The organism is Cryobacterium sp. PAMC25264, assembly GCF_019443325.1.
Lineage (GTDB): Bacteria > Actinomycetota > Actinomycetes > Actinomycetales > Microbacteriaceae > Cryobacterium.
This window is the reverse complement of sequence record NZ_CP080383.1, coordinates 2,634,455-2,651,729: the sequence shown is the minus strand read 5'-3', so window position 1 is coordinate 2,651,729 and position 17,275 is coordinate 2,634,455. Positions and strand designations below refer to the sequence as shown.

General features: G+C 69.3%; 14 protein-coding genes and 1 pseudogene. 11 read left to right on the top strand and 4 right to left on the bottom strand.

Annotated elements, in window-relative coordinates:
• Positions 1-5: 5 nt before the first annotated feature.
• The gene (locus tag KY500_RS12285; RefSeq protein WP_219900819.1) at positions 6-653 is read right to left on the bottom strand and encodes a hypothetical protein; all 648 of its coding nucleotides are present in this window, start codon (positions 651-653) and stop codon (positions 6-8) included.
• 48 nt (positions 654-701) lie between these two features.
• On the opposite strand from KY500_RS12285, the gene KY500_RS12280 reads away from it, so the two are divergent.
• From KY500_RS12280 to KY500_RS12265, 5 genes are all read left to right on the top strand, one after another.
• Positions 702-1,739 (top strand): glycerophosphodiester phosphodiesterase family protein, encoded by a 1,038-nt coding sequence (locus tag KY500_RS12280; protein WP_219900818.1) that lies wholly within the window; start codon positions 702-704, stop codon positions 1,737-1,739.
• A gap of 48 nt (positions 1,740-1,787) precedes the next feature.
• On the top strand, positions 1,788-4,265 hold the full coding sequence (locus KY500_RS12275) for an ATP-dependent helicase (protein ID WP_219900817.1): 2,478 nt from the start codon (positions 1,788-1,790) through the stop codon (positions 4,263-4,265).
• A complete protein-coding gene (locus KY500_RS19340; RefSeq protein WP_255579253.1) occupies positions 4,262-4,600 on the top strand; it encodes a hypothetical protein in 339 nt (112 codons plus the stop codon). Before KY500_RS12275 ends, KY500_RS19340 begins: the two co-directional genes overlap by 4 nt.
• Positions 4,555-5,373, top strand: a complete 819-nt coding sequence (locus KY500_RS12270; RefSeq protein ID WP_255579252.1) for an FUSC family protein — start codon at positions 4,555-4,557, stop codon at positions 5,371-5,373. The genes KY500_RS19340 and KY500_RS12270 overlap by 46 nt, the downstream gene beginning before the upstream one ends.
• A gap of 288 nt (positions 5,374-5,661) precedes the next feature.
• Positions 5,662-5,880 (top strand): hypothetical protein, encoded by a 219-nt coding sequence (locus KY500_RS12265; protein ID WP_219900816.1) that lies wholly within the window; start codon positions 5,662-5,664, stop codon positions 5,878-5,880.
• Between the two features lie 410 nt (positions 5,881-6,290).
• Here KY500_RS12265 and KY500_RS12260 read toward each other — a convergent pair whose 3' ends face one another.
• The 3 genes and pseudogenes from KY500_RS12260 to KY500_RS12250 all read right to left on the bottom strand — a co-directional run bounded on the left by KY500_RS12260 (position 6,291) and on the right by KY500_RS12250 (position 9,118).
• Entirely contained in the window at positions 6,291-7,607 is a 1,317-nt protein-coding gene (locus KY500_RS12260) for a DUF1254 domain-containing protein (RefSeq protein ID WP_219900815.1), read from the bottom strand.
• Positions 7,608-7,846: 239 nt separating this feature from the next.
• Positions 7,847-8,278: a DUF3054 domain-containing protein gene (locus KY500_RS12255; protein ID WP_219900814.1), complete on the bottom strand. Its 432-nt coding sequence runs from the start codon at positions 8,276-8,278 to the stop codon at positions 7,847-7,849.
• 76 nt (positions 8,279-8,354) lie between these two features.
• A pseudogene (locus KY500_RS12250) lies at positions 8,355-9,118 on the bottom strand (VIT family protein).
• A 620-nt stretch (positions 9,119-9,738) separates the two neighbouring features.
• On the opposite strand from KY500_RS12250, the gene sucC reads away from it, so the two are divergent.
• From sucC to purH, 6 genes are all read left to right on the top strand, one after another.
• Positions 9,739-10,908, top strand: coding sequence for an ADP-forming succinate--CoA ligase subunit beta (gene sucC / locus KY500_RS12245; RefSeq protein ID WP_219900813.1), 1,170 nt, complete (start codon positions 9,739-9,741; stop codon positions 10,906-10,908).
• Between the two features lie 14 nt (positions 10,909-10,922).
• A complete protein-coding gene (gene sucD, locus KY500_RS12240; protein WP_066597484.1) occupies positions 10,923-11,810 on the top strand; it encodes a succinate--CoA ligase subunit alpha in 888 nt (295 codons plus the stop codon).
• 130 nt (positions 11,811-11,940) lie between these two features.
• Positions 11,941-13,500 (top strand): APC family permease, encoded by a 1,560-nt coding sequence (locus KY500_RS12235; RefSeq protein ID WP_219900812.1) that lies wholly within the window; start codon positions 11,941-11,943, stop codon positions 13,498-13,500.
• 159 nt (positions 13,501-13,659) lie between these two features.
• Positions 13,660-14,919 carry a DUF6350 family protein gene (locus KY500_RS12230; RefSeq protein ID WP_219900811.1) on the top strand — a complete coding sequence of 420 codons (1,260 nt, stop codon included), beginning with the start codon at positions 13,660-13,662 and terminating at the stop codon, positions 14,917-14,919.
• Positions 14,920-14,928: 9 nt separating this feature from the next.
• The gene (gene purN, locus KY500_RS12225; RefSeq protein WP_219900810.1) at positions 14,929-15,522 is read left to right on the top strand and encodes a phosphoribosylglycinamide formyltransferase; all 594 of its coding nucleotides are present in this window, start codon (positions 14,929-14,931) and stop codon (positions 15,520-15,522) included.
• On the top strand, positions 15,519-17,198 hold the full coding sequence (gene purH / locus KY500_RS12220) for a bifunctional phosphoribosylaminoimidazolecarboxamide formyltransferase/IMP cyclohydrolase (RefSeq protein WP_219900809.1): 1,680 nt from the start codon (positions 15,519-15,521) through the stop codon (positions 17,196-17,198). The genes purN and purH overlap by 4 nt, the downstream gene beginning before the upstream one ends.
• The last annotated feature ends 77 nt before the right edge of the window (positions 17,199-17,275 follow it).

Genomic DNA, 17,275 nt, shown 5'->3' with positions numbered 1-17,275 from the left:
AGAGACTACTCAGGGTTGACAGGGGGCGCCTCAACCCGGAGCGCCGGGATCGCCTCCTGCACGGCGTCGGGCAGGGGCAGCGCGCCCGGCGTTGGCTCCGGCACAGTCCGTACCTCCGGCACGAGCACCGGCGCACCCGCCGCCGCGAACCGCCGTCGGGCCCGCCACGCGTCGAGCATCCGGCGACGCCACAGCATCAGCGTCCAGGCGAGCCAGGCGCACGCCACCGTGGTGAGTGCGCCGCTGAGCAGGGCGATCCAGTTCTGCCCGTACTCGTGCAACACCGCCTTGAGCACGAAGCTCAGCACGATCACCGGCAGCAGCGCCAGATAGCTCAGCACCGGGCGGTGCCGGGCGAACAGCCATCCGCCCAGGAGAACCGCGAAGGCCCCGGCGAAGTCCGGCCCGGCCACGAGCACCAGGGCCGCAACCAGGCACGGCAGCAGAACGAGCACTCGGCGCCACAACGCCCCCGGCAGGATCAGCCAGCCGAGCAACTGCACGGCCGGCCCGATGGCCAGGAACCACAGGCTGTAGGTGCTGATGAGGTTGGTCGCGGCCGCGCCGAGCACGATTGTGACCAGGCCGATTCCGTACCGCCACCGGGGGTCGCCCCAGCGCACACGGGCGGCCGGATCGATCCGAGTGGTCATAACTCCAGATTCTCGCAGCCCACAGCGACGCGCAGCTAACCTTGAACCATGAAACCCCTTGTGATCGGCCATCGCGGAGCCAGTGGCTACCGGCCGGAGCACACCGAGGCCGCCTACCGCCTCGCGTTCGCCCTCGGCGCCGACGCCGTCGAACCCGACATCGTCGCCACCCGGGACGGAGTTCTGGTGTTGCGGCACGAAAACGAGATTTCCGGCACGACGGATGTGGCGGCGCACCCCGAATTCGCCGACCGGCGCGCCGAAAAGGTCATCGACGGTGTCGCCCTGACCGGCTGGTTCACCGAGGACTTCACCTGGGCAGAGCTCACCACACTCCGCGCCCGCGAGCGGCTGCCCGCACTGCGTGGCCTGAGCGCCAGTTTTGACGGGCTCTTCCCGATCCTGCGGCTGCGCGACCTGTTCCGCCTCGTCGACCTGGCCGAGGCCCCGCTCGACCGGGAGCTCGGCATCGTCGCCGAACTCAAGCACGCCAGCTACTTCGAGTCCATCGGCCTGCCGCTGGACGAACTCTTCGCCGCCGAGGTGAACGAGGCCGGCTGGAACACCGGCGAGGGTCGCCTCACCATCGAGAGTTTCGAACGCACCGTGCTGGCCCAGGTGCAGGCCAGGGGTGTTTTCGGCCGCCGAGTGTTCCTGCTCGAAGCGACCGGAGCCCCCGCCGACCTGGTGGCCCGGTTCGGTGACCGGGCTACGAGCTACGCCGACTATCTCAGCGACCTCGCGCTCTACCAGCTCGGCCACCAGGTCGACGGCATCAGCGTGCCCAAGTCCCTGATCCTCAACACGGATGAGCACGGTGTCGTGGACGGCGCCTCCGACCTCGTCGACTCCGCTCACGCCGCCGGCCTGCAGATCTACACCTGGACGCTGCGTCCGGAAAACCGTTTCCTCGCCCCCGGCAACCGGGTGGGCACCCGCAAGGCCGACGTGGGCAACTGGCAGGCCGAGTTCCGCACGATCATGGACACCGGCATCGACGGCGTCTTCGCCGACCACCCCGACCTGGCCGTGTTCGTGCGGGACGGCCTGCACACCCGGATGCCGCATCCGCTCTCGCAGTACTGACCCGCCCCCGGCACCGGTGTCGGCCGCTGCGCCTAGAATTGAGCGGCCATGACTTTGTCTTCAGACCTGCCCAACACCCCGGCCACGCGGCCCTCGGCGACCCCGATCATCCTCGACGGACGGGCGGGCCCGCAGGACGGGGCGCACGGTAGCGACGAGCAGCAGAACCCGCTGTTCGACGGCCTCAACCCGCAGCAGCTCGAGGCCGTGCAATACCGAGGACCCGCCCTGCTCATCGTCGCGGGCGCCGGCTCGGGCAAGACCAGTGTGCTCACCCGGCGGGTTGCCGGGCTGATCGAGAGCCGCGAGGCCTGGCCCAGCCAGATCCTCGCGATCACGTTCACCAACAAGGCCGCCGCCGAGATGCGCGAACGCGTGAGGGGACTCTTGGGTCAGGCCTCCGACGGCATGTGGATCAGCACCTTCCACTCCTCCTGTGTGCGCATCCTGCGCCGCGAGGCCGAGAGCGCGGGCCTGTCGACCAACTTCAGCATCTACGACTCGGCCGACTCGAAGGTCACCATCAAGCGCATCATCAAGCAGCTTGACGCCGACACCCTCGGCTTCACGCCCGGCAACGTCGCCTCCAAGATCTCCAAGCTCAAGAACGAGCTGGCGGATGTCGACTCGTACGCCCGCAACGCGAATATGAGCGACCCGCAGGAGGTCATGTTCGTCGAGATCTTCCGCCAGTACACCAGACGGCTGCGCGCGGCCAGCGCCCTCGACTTCGACGATCTGATCGGCGAGACGGTGTTCCTGTTCCGGGCCTTCCCCAAGGTCGCGGCGCTGTACCGGCGCCGGTTCCGGCACATCCTGGTCGACGAATACCAGGACACCAACCACGCCCAGTACGCGCTCGTGCGCGAGCTCACCCGCCCCGTCGAGCCGGAGCTGGCCGACGACATGGAAGACCAGGGCCTGCACGTCAAGAACCTGCAGGATGCTTCGGGTGCGATCCCCGGCGCCTCGCTCACCGTGGTGGGCGACTCCGACCAGTCCATCTACGCCTTCCGTGGGGCGTCCAGCCGCAACATCACCGAGTTCGAGCGGGACTTCCCGGGCACCAAGGTGATCCTGCTCGAGCAGAACTATCGTTCAACCCAGAACATTCTTTCGGCTGCGAATGCCGTGATCGGCAACAACTTCGACCGCCGCGAGAAGCGGCTCTGGAGCGCCGGCGGCGACGGCGAGAAAATCGTGGGCTACACCGCTTACAACGGGCACGACGAGGCCCAGTTCGTGGCCGACGAGATCGAGGTGCTGCACCGCGCCGGTATGGCCTACCGCGACATGGCCGTGTTCTACCGCACCAACGCGCAGACCCGTGCGCTGGAGGAGATCCTGGTTCGGGCCGCTGTGCCGTACCGGGTTGTCGGCGGCACCAAGTTCTACGAGCGCGCTGAGATCAAAGATGCGCTGGCGTATCTCATCGCGGTCGCCAACCCGCAAGACGAACTCGCACTCCGCCGCATCCTGAACACCCCCAAGCGTGGCATCGGTCCGGCCACCGAGACCCAGCTGGCCAGCTTTGCCGAGACCAATGGCATCTCCTTCCGCCAGGCCATGCGCGACTCCGGCGGCCTGGGCCTCGGCCCCAAGGTGACGGGCGCCATCCTGCAGCTGGCCACCCTGCTCGACTCGGCCGCGTTGATGATGGACCCGCAGAACCCGGCCGGCGCCGCGAACGTCAGCGACCTGCTCACGTTCCTGCTCGACGGCAGCGGCCTGCTCGCCGTGCTGCGGGCCAGCCGCGACGCGCAAGACGAAGTGCGGGCGGAGAACATCGAGGAGCTCGTCGCCCAGACCAAGGACTTCAACCGGGAGAACCCGGACGCCGGCCTGGTGGACTTCCTCACCCAGGTGTCGCTCGTCGCCGCAGCGGATGACCTCGACGACGCGTCGGGCACCGTATCGCTGATGACGCTGCACACCGCCAAGGGCCTCGAATACGAGGCCGTGTTCCTCACCGGCGTGGAGGAGGGCCTGCTGCCGCACCAGATGTCGGCCGGCGAGCCCGGCGGACCTGCCGAAGAACGCCGCCTGTTCTATGTGGGGATCACCCGTGCCCGGCAGCGGCTGTACCTGTCGCTGGCGATGACCCGCGCGCAGTTCGGCGAGGTCAACGTGGCCATGCCCAGCCGGTACCTGCAGGAGATCCCGGCGGCGCTGATCGACTGGAAGCAGTCGCCCGGCATGGCCAACTCCCGCGGCGGCACCCAGCCGCGCGCGCTCAACGCCCGGCGGGACGGCGGCGGCTTCGGCAGTCGCTCCGGCACGCCCGGCCAGTTGCCGCCGGCGCCCAAACCGAAGACCGAGTGGCCCAACCGGGTCACCGCGCAGGTGCGCGACAACGGCGACCTCACGCTCAACGCGGGCGACCGCATCCGTCACGTGGACTTCGGCGACGGCAAGGTCAACCAGGTCACCGGCGAGGGCACCAAGCGCATCGCGCACGTGCAGTTCGACAGCGCCGGGGCGAAGAAACTGCTGATCAAGATCGCGCCGATCGAGAAGATCGAGTGACGTCACCGAACGACAACGATTCGTCGGATGCGTCCTCCCGGCCGGAAACGCTTCGGCAGTGGGCGCGGTCGCTCCGCGCCCTCGACATCGAGGTCGCCGTGCGGGCGACGCTCGCGATGGTGGTTCCGCTGATCGTGCTGGTGCTCCTGGGCCGCATCGACTGGGCGGTGTACGCCACATTCGGCGGCATGACGGCACTGTTCGGCCGCGGCGAGCCGTACAAGCTGCGCGCCCGGTCGGTGAGCATCGCGGCCGCCGGGATGCTGGGCAGCATCGCCTTCGGGTGGGGATGGCCGCACTCGGGGCGCCGCTGGCCCTACTCACGCTCGGGCTGATGGTCGTGATCGTGCTCGGAGTGCTGCTGATCAGCACGGCCGGCCTGTTCCCGGGCACCCCGCTGTTCTTCGTCTTCGCCTACACGGTGTGCGCGCAGGTGCCCACCGACCCCGCCGACGTGCTGCCGAGCCTGGCCGTCGGCGCGGTCGGCGCCGCGTTCGCGTGGATCGTGACGATGTCGGGCTGGGCCGTGCGCCGGGCGGCGGCGGACCGATCGGCGGCCCTCTTCAAGGAGCTGCCGCGGCACCCCCGGATGAACCCGGCGGCGTACCGCGACAAGCTGGTCTGGCGCTCGATCGGGCAGATGCTCGTGGGCGTGCTCGTCGCCGGTGGACTGGCGATCCTCGTGGGCATCGGGCATCCGTACTGGGCCGTTGTGAGCGTGGTGGCGGTACTGCCGCCACCCGGCGCCCGGCACTCCACCGCGCGGGCGTTCCACCGCGTCTTCGGCACCGTCGCCGGCGTGCTGCTCACCGCGTTGATTCTGCTGCCCGGGCCGCCGGTGTGGGTGCTCATCCTCACCATCGGAATCGGCCAGTTCGGGGCAGAAATCCTGATCGGACGCCACTACGGTGCCGCCCTGCTCTTCATCACCCCGCTGGCCCTCTCGGTGTCGCACCTGGCCAGCCCGGCCCCGGTGTCGGAGCTGCTCGTCGACCGGGTCGTCGAGACCGCGTTGGGCGGAGCGGTGGCCCTGGTGGTCGTGCTCGTCAGCCGTGCCGCGCTGGCTCGCGCGGCGCGGCACTCGGCTCCGCCCGCCCCGTCCGTCTGAGCGACGGCCGTTTATCAGGACATCGGCCGATTAACAGGACGCTCCGCGCCGTCGCATCCTCCTCAACTCACTTTTTCCCTCTAAAGTCGCCCGGTTGGACGCGCCGCACTGGCCCCATCCGTGGAGGCGTCACCCGGGTCAGAGAATTCGCCGAATCGGATGCCCGCACCCTTGCCGGTGACCGACGGCGCAGGTACGGTGTCACGCACTGGCACGTCGCGCAGTCCGGCGTGGCCGGCATCCGTTTCGTTTCCCGCTGTACACCCGTGTGTTCGAAGGAGGCTCGCAATGCCCCATGACTCAGACGGCCTCTGGCCGCACGACCCCGAGGCCCTCGACGACAATCGCACCGTCGACGACCTGGATATCCCCGACAACGTGCTCTCCGACGAGGATGACACGGCCGAGAACGAACTCGACGAAGACGAGTGGGGCGACGACGCCGACAACCGCCTCGTAGCCCTCGACGGCGACGACGACGACGAAGCCGACGACCGGGCCCGCTGACCTACCCCGGTCACCGGCCGAGCCTCTCGAAACCGGTCGGGCGGTCCTGCGGTGCGTTCCCCGATCGTCGGTTGAGCGTGTCGAAACCGGGTGGGCCGTCTTTCGGTGCGTTCCCGATCGGTGGTTGAGCCTGTCGAAGCCGGGTGGGCCGTCTTTCGGTGCGTTCCCGATCGTTGGTTGAGCTTGTCGAAACCCGGTGGGCCGTCTTACGGTGCGTTCCCGATCGGTGGTTGAGCTTGTCGAAACCGGGCGGGCCGTTCCTGCAACGTTGGTCGGAGTGTCCTGTCGTCTCGCGGGGTCTCGACAAACTCGACCGACGAGATGGTGACGTAACGGGGAGCCCTCGACCGACGAGAGGGTCACCCATTCGAGAATCTCAAGTAACGCCCGCGCGAGAAGGCCTGCGTTCGTCAGGGGGCGTGCTCGCGGGTGACCGCCGGCGGCACCCAGCCGCCGTCGAGCACCTCCCGGCGCGGCCCGTACAACCGCATCGTGACGCCCAGCGGGCCCAGCGGCGCGGGCAGCCAGTTGGCCACCAGCTCCGGTGCCGGGCGGTCGTGCTGCAGGTACAGGTCGAGCGACCCGTCGCCGTTGAACCCGAGGTCGTTCCGGTCGCCGATCGCATACCGGTCGATTTCGTTCGCGGTCTGGAAACCGTCGGAGTCGTACATGGTCAACGACCAGAACGCCTCCACCGGCGGCAGTTCGGCCTGTTCGAAGTGCAGCCGGTACCGGTTCTCGCCGCTGAGCGGGCGACCGTCCGCATCCGCCACCAGGATCGGGTACACCGCATCCTCCGGCGGGTTCGCGCCCAACCCCACCAGCGCCACCACGGCGCGTTTGAGGTAGTCGTTGCCGTAATTGCCCATGGTCTCCACGTTGAGCAGCCATCCGTTCACCCGCCGGCCCATCTGGGGGAGTGTGGCGAGCAGGGTCGCCCGGGCCTCGGCCACCCCGGCTTCGAGTTCCGCGACGGTGTCATCGGTGAGCCGGTCGCCGTCGAACGGGGTGCCCGGCACCAGCCCGAGGTGGGCCAGCCGCGCGAGCACGGAGAAATCGGTGGAATGCAGCGGCACGGCGCGCAGCAGGGAGGCCGCCCGACGGAAGAACTCCATGCCGCTCATCTGCGCTACCGTGCGCAGCGGCGGGGTGGTCGAGTCCACCGTGGGATCCAGCGGGAACGGCTCGTACGCATCCGGCAGGGTGAGCGAGAGCTGGTCTTGCAGGGCGCGGACCGCGGGGTAGTCGTCGACGCCGTTGGTCTGGAACCGGCCGACGATCCACACAAACGGGGTGGGCGCCTGGAGCAGGATCTGCCCGGCGGGCACCGCGCCCGACCAGCCCGGCGGGGCCACGAACAGGTCAGCCGCCGCGGTTCCGGTGGTGCGCTCGCCCGGGTTGGCGAACACCTCGGTCCACATGTCGATCAGCGGCAGCATGTAGTACCGGTCCGCGGTGTCCGGTACGTGCACCACGACCGGCCCCGCCCCGAGGTCGAGCCAGGCGATCGAGTACAGAGTGTCGAAGTTGGGCCGCACCACGTCCCGGAACTCGGCGGTGGGAAAGGTGCGGGTGTGCACGAACGTGTTGGCCGGCCCTCTGCCGAAGACCCGTCCCGGCGCGGTGTTGATGCTCTGCTGCCGGGTCACATCCATCAGCACCAGCGGGTAGAGGTAGAGGTAGGCCTCTTCGGCCAGGGTCTTGGGGTCGATCGACAGGGTGCGCATCGGGCTCCTCGGCGTGGGCGGGCGCCCGGGTGGGCGCGGACCGTTCACGGGCATTGTGCCCCAGCCAGGCGGTGGGGCACAGGGCACGGGTCCAGGCGGCGCGGCGCACGCTCTGGCGGCCCTGCGGATGCGGCGAGTAGCGCGCGGCACCGCCCGGCTCGGTAGATGCGGCGCCGATCGGGTCGCGTAACGATGTCAGCCGATGAGCGGATGCCGTGTGCGTCGGTCGCGCGCCCGGCTCAGCCGATGCGCGGATGCCGTGAGCGTCGAGTCGCCCGCGCGCCTCGGCCGATGCGCGCGGAGCGCCGACGCTGTACGAGCAGCGCGATCGCGCGCCAGCCCAGCAGGAACACGCCGAGCACGACGACCGTGACGATGACGAAGCTGAGCTGCACACCCTGGCCGCTGGCTACGCGCAGGAGCATGCCCACGATCACGGTGACCAGCCACACGATCACACCGGTCCAGACCAGGCGCAGCGGGTGCCGCCAGGCGCGCGCGACGAGCCAGCCCACCGCGAGCCCGGCCAGGAACGGCCACCAGGTGAGCAGCACTCCCCAAAGCCCTTCGCCGTGGCTGGCCCGGCCGATCAGTACGAAGACCAGCACCAGGGCCGCGTCCGCTGCGGCGGCCAGGGGAACGAGCGAAGGGCCGGCGGGGCGAGAAGACATGGGTCCAGACTACGTCCAGACCGGGTCGCCCTGACCTCGACGAGAGGTCCGGATCGCGCTCGCCGGGCCGTTGCCGCTAGATCGCGGTGCCGAGCAGTCCGCCGATCAGATAGGTCACACCGAGGGCGAGGAGCCCACCGATGAGCACTCGCGCGATCGCGCGCATCCGCGGGCTGTCGCCGAGGAACGCGCTCAGCCAGCCGGTGATGATCAGCGCGACGGCCACCGAGAGGAACGTCGCCGGCACGCGCCACTCCGGCGGCGGCAGCAGCACCGCCAACAGCGGCAGGATCGCCCCTACCGTGAACGCCACCGCCGACGCGAAGGCCGCATGCCAGGGGTTGGTGAGCTCGTCGGCGCCGATGTGCAGCTCCACCTCGAGGTGCGCGCCGAGCGCGTCGTGCGCGGTCAGCTCGTCGGCCACAAGACGGGCGGTCTCGGCGGAGAGCCCCTTTGCCCGGTACAGGCCGGCGAGCTCGGCCAGCTCCTGCTCGGGCATGGTGGCCAGCTCGCTTCGTTCCTTGTCGATCAGGGCCCGCTCGGTGTCACGCTGGCTGCTCACCGACACGTATTCGCCGAGCGCCATGGAGATCGCCCCGGCGAGCAGGCTCGCCACCCCGGCGATGAGGATTGCCGCGGAGTCGGAGGTGGCCGCGGCGACGCCTACGACCAGGGCCGCGACCGAGACGATGCCGTCGTTGGCGCCGAGTACGCCGGCGCGTAGCCAGTTGAGCCGGGAAGCATGCCCGGGGAGTGCGGCTCGCTGGCGTGGTCGGGTTCGGCGGCGGGGGAGGTGGGTGCGGGACCGGTGGGCTGGCGCGCCGGGTCTGATTCGCTCATAAGGCCAGCCAAGCACTGTGAGGGCGCCGTGACCAGCGGTACCGGACCTTCGGTACGCCCCTTCTGGGCCGGCACGCCCGCAATAGGGGGGCGCATCCAGCCGTACGAGGTGCAGCGAGCGAGAACGCCGGGGTGCGACGAGGCCGCCGGGGTGCGGGGTCTCCTAAGGAAGTGCGCTTCCGCCGACCACCCGGGCCCGAAGCGCCCCCACAGCTCGACAGGCTCGACCAGTGTGTGGGTCGCGACCATCCCGCCGATCGAGCTTGTCGAGATCTCGTGAGTCGGGGTCGGGGCGTAGGCATCGTCACCCGGCCTCGACAGGCTCGACCGGCGTGTGGTTGAGACTGTGGGCACGTTGCGGGGTCTCGACGGGCTCGACCAGCGGAAGGGGTCTCGACGGGCTCGACCAGCGTGTGGGCTCTAGTGGCGTGTGGGGTGCGACCAGCGGCGCGGGGTGCTCCAGCGACGCGGCGCCGGCGCCAGCGGGCATGGTGCCCGATCTGAGAAGGTAGAGTTTGAGATGGTCAGTATCTCTCGACGTCGAGCTAGTTTTCGCGCCGGGGCATCAGGCCACACCTACCCCATGCACGGAACGCTATGACGCGGATTGGAAGAGCAGCGTGGATCTTTACGAATACCAGGCCAGAGACCTGTTTGAGCAGTATGGAGTCCCGGTTCTGCCCGGGATCATCGCAGACACGCCCGAGGAGGTGCGCGCCGCGGCCGAGAAGCTGGGCGGTGTCGTCGTCGTCAAGGCGCAGGTCAAGGTCGGAGGCCGCGGCAAGGCCGGCGGCGTCAAGGTCGCCAAGACCCCCGATGAGGCCGAAGCCGCCGGGCGCGCCATCCTGGGCCTGGACATCAAGGGCCACACCGTGCACCGCGTGATGGTCGCCGGGGGAGCCCGCATCAAGCAGGAGTTCTACTTCTCCGTGCTGCTGGACCGGTCCAACCGCTCCTACCTCTCGCTGGCCAGCTACGAGGGCGGCGTCGAGATCGAGGTCCTCGCGGTGGAGAAGCCCGACGCCCTGGCCTACGTGGCCATCGACCCGAACGCCGGCATCGACCTGGAGAAGGCTCGCGAGATCGCCGTGCAGGCGAAGTTCCCGGCCGAGCTTGTCGACAAGGTGGCCCCCGTCTTCGTGCAGCTGTACAGCGTCTTCGCCGGCGAGGACGCCACCCTCGTCGAGGTCAACCCGCTGGTTCTCACCGAAGAGGGCGACATTATCGCCCTCGACGGCAAGGTCACCATCGACGAGAACGCCGACTTCCGCCACCCGGGCCACGCCGCCCTGGAGGACAAGGCCGCGGCCGACCCGCTCGAGGCCAAGGCCAAGCAGAACGACCTCAACTACGTCAAGCTCGACGGCGAGGTCGGCATCATCGGAAACGGCGCCGGGCTGGTCATGTCGACCCTCGATGTGGTCGCCTACGCCGGTGAGAACTTCGGCGGCGTCAAGCCGGCCAACTTCCTCGACATCGGCGGCGGAGCATCCGCTGCAGTCATGGCCGCCGGCCTCGACGTCATCCTTGGCGACCCGCAGGTCAAGAGCGTCTTCGTCAACGTCTTCGGCGGAATCACCGCGTGCGACGCCGTGGCCCACGGCATCGTCGGAGCGCTCGCCACCCTCGGCGACGCCGCGAACAAGCCCCTGGTCGTGCGCCTCGACGGCAACAACGTCGAGGAAGGCCGCCGCATCCTCAACGAGGCCAACCACCCGCTGGTCACGCTGGCCGCCACCATGGACGAGGGCGCCGCCAAGGCCGCCGAACTCGCCTACGCCGCGAAGTAAGGGAACCCAAGAGAATGTCTATCTTCCTCAACAAGGACTCCAAGGTCATCGTCCAGGGCATTACCGGCGGCGAGGGCACCAAGCACACCGCTCTGATGCTCAAGGCCGGCACCCAGATCGTCGGCGGCGTCAACGCCCGCAAGGCCGGCACCACCGTGACCCACGGCGACGTCGAGCTGCCCGTCTTCGGCACGGTTGCCGAGGCCATGGAGAAGACCGGCGCGGATGTCTCCATCGCGTTCGTGCCGCCGGCCTTCACCAAGGACGCCGTCATCGAAGCGATCGACGCCGAAATCGGCCTGCTCGTCATCATCACCGAGGGTGTGCCCGTGCAGGACTCCGCCGAATTCTGGGCCTACGCCCAGGAGAAAGGCAACAAGACCCGCATCATCGGGCCGAACTGCCCCGGCATCATCACGCCCGGTGAGGCGCTCGTGGGCATCACGCCGGCGAACATCACCGGCAAGGGGCCGGTCGGCCTGGTCTCCAAGTCGGGCACCCTGACCTACCAGATGATGTACGAACTGCGCGACCTGGGCTTCTCCACCGCCATCGGCATCGGCGGCGACCCCATCATCGGCACCACCCACATCGACGCGCTCGCCGCGTTCGAGGCCGACCCCGAGACCCTCGCGATCGTCATGATCGGTGAGATCGGCGGCGACGCCGAGGAGAAAGCCGCCGAGTACATCAAGGCGCACGTCACCAAGCCCGTCGTGGGCTACGTGGCCGGCTTCACCGCCCCCGAGGGCAAGACCATGGGCCACGCCGGCGCCATCGTCTCCGACGGAGCCGGAACCGCACAGGGCAAGAAGGAGGCCCTCGAGGCCGCCGGGGTCAAGGTCGGCAAGACGCCGAGCGAGACTGCGACCCTGCTGCGCGAGGTTCTCGCCGCGCTGTAAGCCGTTCCAGAAAGGGCCCGCCGATTCGGCGGGCCCTTTCTCGTGTGCGGTGCGGCGAGTATCATGCTGCAATCGACAGCGCCGGTCGGTACACGACGGGGCGGATGTCGATGCCCGCGATCGGAGGACCATGTCCCGCAATGACGCCACGGTTCCGGTGCGACCCGAACCGGGCCGCTCCGAGGGCAAGGGTCTGGCCACCGGCACCCTGGGCCTGTTCGGTTCCACCGTGATCGGGTTGGCGTCCACGGCCCCGGTGTACTCCCTGGCGGCGACGCTCGGCTTCGTGGTGCTAGCCGTGGGCGCCCAGGCTCCGGTCGTATTCGTGATCGCGTTCATCCCGATGCTGCTGGTGGCGTTCGCGTACCGGGAACTGAACCGGGACATCCCGGACTGCGGCACGACCTTCACGTGGGCGACCAAGGCGTTCGGCCCCTGGGTGGGTTGGATGGGCGGCTGGGGCGTCGCGGTGGCCGGCATCGTGGTGCTGGGCAACCTGGCCCAGATCGGTGGCATCTACTTCTGGCTGCTCGTGGCCCCCGACCTGGCCGAGAACGAACTCGTCGTCACCCTCACCGGGGTGGTCTTCATCATCCTGATGGTGTGGGTCAGCTACCGGGGAATCGAGATCGGCGAGCGGCTACAGAACGTCCTGCTGGGTTTCCAGTACCTGGCGCTGGTGCTGTTCACCGTGTTCACGCTGTGGTCGGTGTTCGACGGCAGTGCCCCGTCCGGGTCCACGGTGCCGCAGGCGGACTGGTTCAACCCGTTCGCGCTTACCTCGTTCAACGGGCTCGTCGAGGGCGTGCTGCTGGCCCTGTTCATCTACTGGGGCTGGGACACCTGCCTGGCCCTGAACGAGGAGACCCGCGACCCCAAGCGCATCCCGGGCCGGGCCGCGGTGCTCACCACGGTCATCCTGCTGGTCACCTACGTGGGCGTCACGGTCGCCGCGATGGCCTACGCCGGACTCGGCACCACGGGCCTGGGCCTCGGCAACGAGGGCAACGCCGACGACGTGTTCTTCGCCCTCAAGGACGCTGTCTTCGGCCCCTGGGCCTGGCTACTCGTGGCGGCCGTGATGATCTCGGCCGTCTCCTCCACCCAGACCACCATCCTGCCCACCGCCCGCGGCACCCTCGCCATGGCCGTGTACAAGGCGCTGCCGCGCCGGTTCGCGCAGGTGCACCCGAGGTTCCAGACGCCGTCGTTCTCCACCCTCGTCATGGGCGTCGTGGCTGTGGCCTTCTACGTGGGAATGACCCTGGTCAGCTCCAACATCCTCAACGACACCATCCTCTCGCTGGGCCTGGCGATCGCGTTCTACTACGCCATCACCGGGTACGCCTGCGTCTGGTACTTCCGGCACGACCTGTTCACCAGCTGGCGCAACGCCTGGATGCGTTTCGTCTTCCCGCTGGTCGGGTCGCTGCTGCTCACCGGAGCGTTCGTGTTCTCCGTCATCGACATGCTCGATCCCGACTACGGCTACACCGTGCTGTTCGGCATCGGCGGGGTGTTCGTGGTGGGGGTCGGGTCGCTCTTGGCCGGGGTGGTGCTCATGGTCATCTGGTCGTTCTTCGCCGGCGCCAAACCGTTCTTCCGGGGTGAGGCACTCAACGCGGCCACTCCGGTGCTGGTGCCCGACGAAGATGTTCCCCTCACCCGGTCGGTCGACGGCGGCGTCTGAGCGACGCGGGTTTATGAGGACTTCGGAAGATTAAGAGGATCTGAGACCCAATTTTCATCCTCATAAAGTCACTTTTGCCTCACAACCGTTCGCGGTTCCTGACTGCGCGGCGGGGTACGACGAACCTGCGGCCGGCCCAGGGTAGGCTCCCTCTCGGATATGAACCGTATAACGACTGCCCTGCTCGCCGCGCTCGAGGCGCTCATTGTCGTCGCCATCGGCGTGGGCATCGCCCTGGTGCCGCTCACCGTGCTCTGGGGCACCCACTACGGCCTGGGCATCGACTGGTTCGTGTTCTGGCGAGCCGCCGTGGACGTCTGGCTGCTCGGCAACGGCGTGGACCTGGCGGTACAACTGCCCGTCGAGGTCACCACCGCCTTAGGGCTTGCCGGGGCCGAGGCCCCGTTCAGCCTCACCATCGCGCTGCTCGGCTTCGCCGTACTCGCGGTGCTGCTCGGCGTGCGCACCGGCCGCCGCGCCGCCAGCACCGACTACCGCCTCACCGCGGCCGGCACGGCGGTGCTCACGTATGCGCTGCTCGCCGCGCTGCTCACCTTCTCCGCCGGCACCGCCGTGGTGACCCCGGCGCCCGTGCAGGGCATCCTGCTGCCCACCCTGGTCTTCGCGCTGGGCGTGCTGATCGGCGCGTGGGCGCCGGGCCGGGCCGCCGGCACCGTGTGGCCCGGTTGGCTGGCCCGCCCGGTCACCGACCAGCTGCACCGCATCCCCGCCGAGGTGCGCAGCCAGTTGGCCGCCGCGCTCCGCGGCGGAACGGCCGCCGTCGCCGGCATCCTGGTGGTGGCGGGCCTGGCCGTGTTCGTGTCGGTGCTGGCCAACTTCGCCACCGTGATCGGCCTCTACGAGACCCTCCAGGCCGACGTGGTGGGCGGCATCAGCCTCACCATCGGCCAGCTCGCCTTCATCCCCAACATCGTGATCTGGGCCGCCAGCTGGTTCGCCGGCCCCGGCATCGCGCTGGGTACCGGCAGCAGCATCACCCCGCTCGGCACCTCCGTCGCGGCCGTACCCGGGCTGCCGCTGTTCGGCGTGCTGCCGCAGGGCACCCTGGACTTCGGCTTCCTCGGCCTGCTCGTACCCGTGTTGATCGGCTTCATCGTGGCCGTACTCGTGCGCCAAGGCCTGGACAAACGCGCAAACTCCCCGCACGGCACCACACGGATGCTGCTCACCGGCGGCCTGATGGGCCTGGTCGCGGGCATCCTGCTCGGCCTGCTCGCCTGGTGGTCGGCCGGCGCGATGGGCCCGGGTCGGCTCGTCGATGTGGGACCGAACCCGCTGCTCGTCGGAGCCCTCACCGTGGTGGAGGTGGGCATCGCCGCCGCACTCGGTATGCTCGTCGGTGGCCGTCGGGCCCGGAGCACGGATACGCGCACCGAGGAAGTCTCAACGAAACGGTAGGCTCGGATGGTGCTGTCACTGGTCGTATTGATCTCCGGCGGAGGCTCGAACCTGCGCGCGCTTCTGGAGGCGTCCGGCGACGCCGAGTTCCCCGCCCGGGTGGTCGCCATCGGCGCCGACCGGGACGCGGACGGGCTCGACCTCGGTGAGGAATTCGGCATTTCCACCTTCTCGGTGCCGTTCTCGTCGTACCCCGACCGGGATGCCTGGGGCGACGCCCTGCTCGAGCAGATCCAGCAGTGGCAGCCCGACCTCACGGTGCTCAGCGGCTTCATGCGCCTGCTGCCGCCGCGGGTGGTGTCGGCGCTGTCGCCGCACCTGATCAACACGCATCCTGCCTACCTGCCCGAGTTCCCCGGCGCTCACGGGGTGCGCGACGCGCTCGCCGCCGGCGTGACGCAGACGGGCGCCAGCATCATCGTCGTGGACAACGGAGTGGACGACGGACCGATCGTGAGCCAGGAACGGGTGCCGGTGCTCCCGGACGACACCCAGGACGCGCTGCACGACCGCATCAAACTCGTCGAACGCCGCCTGCTCGTGCAGGCCGTGCTCGACATCGCCAACGGACACGTCGATCTCAAGGAGCATTCCCCCATATGAGCGGTCACACCAACGCCCGGAGCCTCTACCGCGACCGGGACGTCATCCCCGTGCAGCGCGCGCTGATCTCGGTTTCAGACAAGACCGGCCTGGTCGAACTGGCCGATTCCCTCGCCGCCGCCGGCGTCGAGATGGTCTCCACCGGATCCACCGCCGCCACCATCCGCGAAGCCGGCCACGACGTCACGGATGTCGCCGCCGTCACCGGGTTCCCGGAATCGCTCGACGGCCGGGTGAAGACCCTGCACCCGAGCGTGCACGCCGGCATCCTCGCCGACCTCCGCCTCGAGGCGCACGAGAACCAGCTCGCCGACCTCTCCATCGCGCCGTTCCAACTCGTGGTCGTGAACCTGTACCCGTTCGTGGAAACCGTCGAGTCCGGCGCGGAGCCCGCCGACGTGATCGAGCAGATCGACATCGGTGGACCGGCCCTCGTGCGCGCATCCGCCAAGAACCACCCCAACGTGGCCATCGTGGTCGACCCGGAGAACTACCCGGAGATCATCGCGGCCGTCGCGGCCGGCGGCAGCACCCTGCGCCTGCGCCAGAAGCTCGCCTCGCTCGCGTTCGAGCACACCGCAAACTACGACCTGAGCGTGTCCGCCTGGTTCACCGAGAACGTGTATGACCAGTGGCAGGACGACACGGAGGCGCTCGGCGAAGAGATCCTCGACGCGTTCGACGCGATCGTCGCCGCCGAGGACCCCGAGGCCGACGCGCTGTTCCCCGAGACCCTCGCGATCGAGGCCACCCGCGGCACCGTGCTGCGCTACGGCGAGAACTCGCACCAGGCCGCGGCCCTCTACCTCGGCGACGGCGGCCAGGGCATCGCCCAGGCCACGCAGCTGCACGGCAAGGAGATGTCGTACAACAACTACGTCGACGCGGATGCCGCCGTGCGCGCCGCCTTCGACTTCGTCGAACCGGCCGTGGCCATCATCAAGCACGCCAACCCGTGCGGCATCGCCGTGGCGAACCCCAAGGCGCCCGACGCCATCGCCTCCGCACACCATCGCGCACACGACTGCGACCCCGTATCGGCGTTCGGCGGGGTCATCGCCGCCAACCGCGTCGTCACGCTGGGCATGGCCGAGACGGTCAGCCAGATCTTCACCGAGGTGCTCGTGGCACCCGGCTTCGAGCCGGCCGCGTTCGAGCTGCTCAGTGCCAAGAAGAACATCCGCCTGCTGGAGCTGCCGGCCGACTACCGTCGTTCGTCGCTGGAGCTGCGCCAGATCTCCGGCGGCCTGCTGGTGCAGGAGACCGACACCTTCGACACCCTCGATACCGCCGAGTGGCGTCTCGTGTCCGGCCCCGAGGTGGATGCGGCCACCCGCGCCGACCTCGAGTTCGCCTGGAAGGCCTGCCGGGCCGTGAAGTCCAACGCGATCCTGCTCGCGCACGCGGGCGCATCCGTGGGTGTGGGGATGGGCCAGGTCAACCGGGTCGACTCCTGCCACCTCGCCGTGAGCCGTGCCGGCGGGCGGGCGGAGGGCGCCGTGGCCGCGTCCGACGCGTTTTTCCCGTTCGCCGACGGCCTCGAGGTGCTGTTGGAGGCCGGCGTCACCGCCGTCGTGCAGCCCGGTGGTTCGGTGCGCGACGAGGAGGTCATCGCCGCGGCGACGGCCGCCGGAGTGTCGATGTACTTCACCGGGGAGCGTCACTTCTTCCACTAGGCCGGTGTTCGGAACCGGCGGCACTCGCCGGTTCCGGGCGGACTCAGCTGCCGGGGCGCTTCAGCTGCCGGGGCGCT

What these genes read in the sequence shown, in the direction of transcription:
- sucD (WP_066597484.1), top strand. Translation starts at nt 10,923, where the DNA reads ATGTCTATCTTCCTCAACAAGGACTCCAAGGTCATCGTCCAGGGCATT.
- KY500_RS12285 (WP_219900819.1), bottom strand. Translation starts at nt 653, where the DNA reads ATGACCACTCGGATCGATCCGGCCGCCCGTGTGCGCTGGGGCGACCCC.
- KY500_RS12235 (WP_219900812.1), top strand. Translation starts at nt 11,941, where the DNA reads ATGTCCCGCAATGACGCCACGGTTCCGGTGCGACCCGAACCGGGCCGC.
- KY500_RS12280 (WP_219900818.1), top strand. Translation starts at nt 702, where the DNA reads ATGAAACCCCTTGTGATCGGCCATCGCGGAGCCAGTGGCTACCGGCCG.
- KY500_RS12275 (WP_219900817.1), top strand. Translation starts at nt 1,788, where the DNA reads ATGACTTTGTCTTCAGACCTGCCCAACACCCCGGCCACGCGGCCCTCG.
- KY500_RS12265 (WP_219900816.1), top strand. Translation starts at nt 5,662, where the DNA reads ATGCCCCATGACTCAGACGGCCTCTGGCCGCACGACCCCGAGGCCCTC.
- purH (WP_219900809.1), top strand. Translation starts at nt 15,519, where the DNA reads ATGAGCGGTCACACCAACGCCCGGAGCCTCTACCGCGACCGGGACGTC.
- KY500_RS12255 (WP_219900814.1), bottom strand. Translation starts at nt 8,278, where the DNA reads ATGTCTTCTCGCCCCGCCGGCCCTTCGCTCGTTCCCCTGGCCGCCGCA.
- KY500_RS12270 (WP_255579252.1), top strand. Translation starts at nt 4,555, where the DNA reads ATGGCCGCACTCGGGGCGCCGCTGGCCCTACTCACGCTCGGGCTGATG.
- KY500_RS12230 (WP_219900811.1), top strand. Translation starts at nt 13,660, where the DNA reads ATGAACCGTATAACGACTGCCCTGCTCGCCGCGCTCGAGGCGCTCATT.
- KY500_RS12260 (WP_219900815.1), bottom strand. Translation starts at nt 7,607, where the DNA reads ATGCGCACCCTGTCGATCGACCCCAAGACCCTGGCCGAAGAGGCCTAC.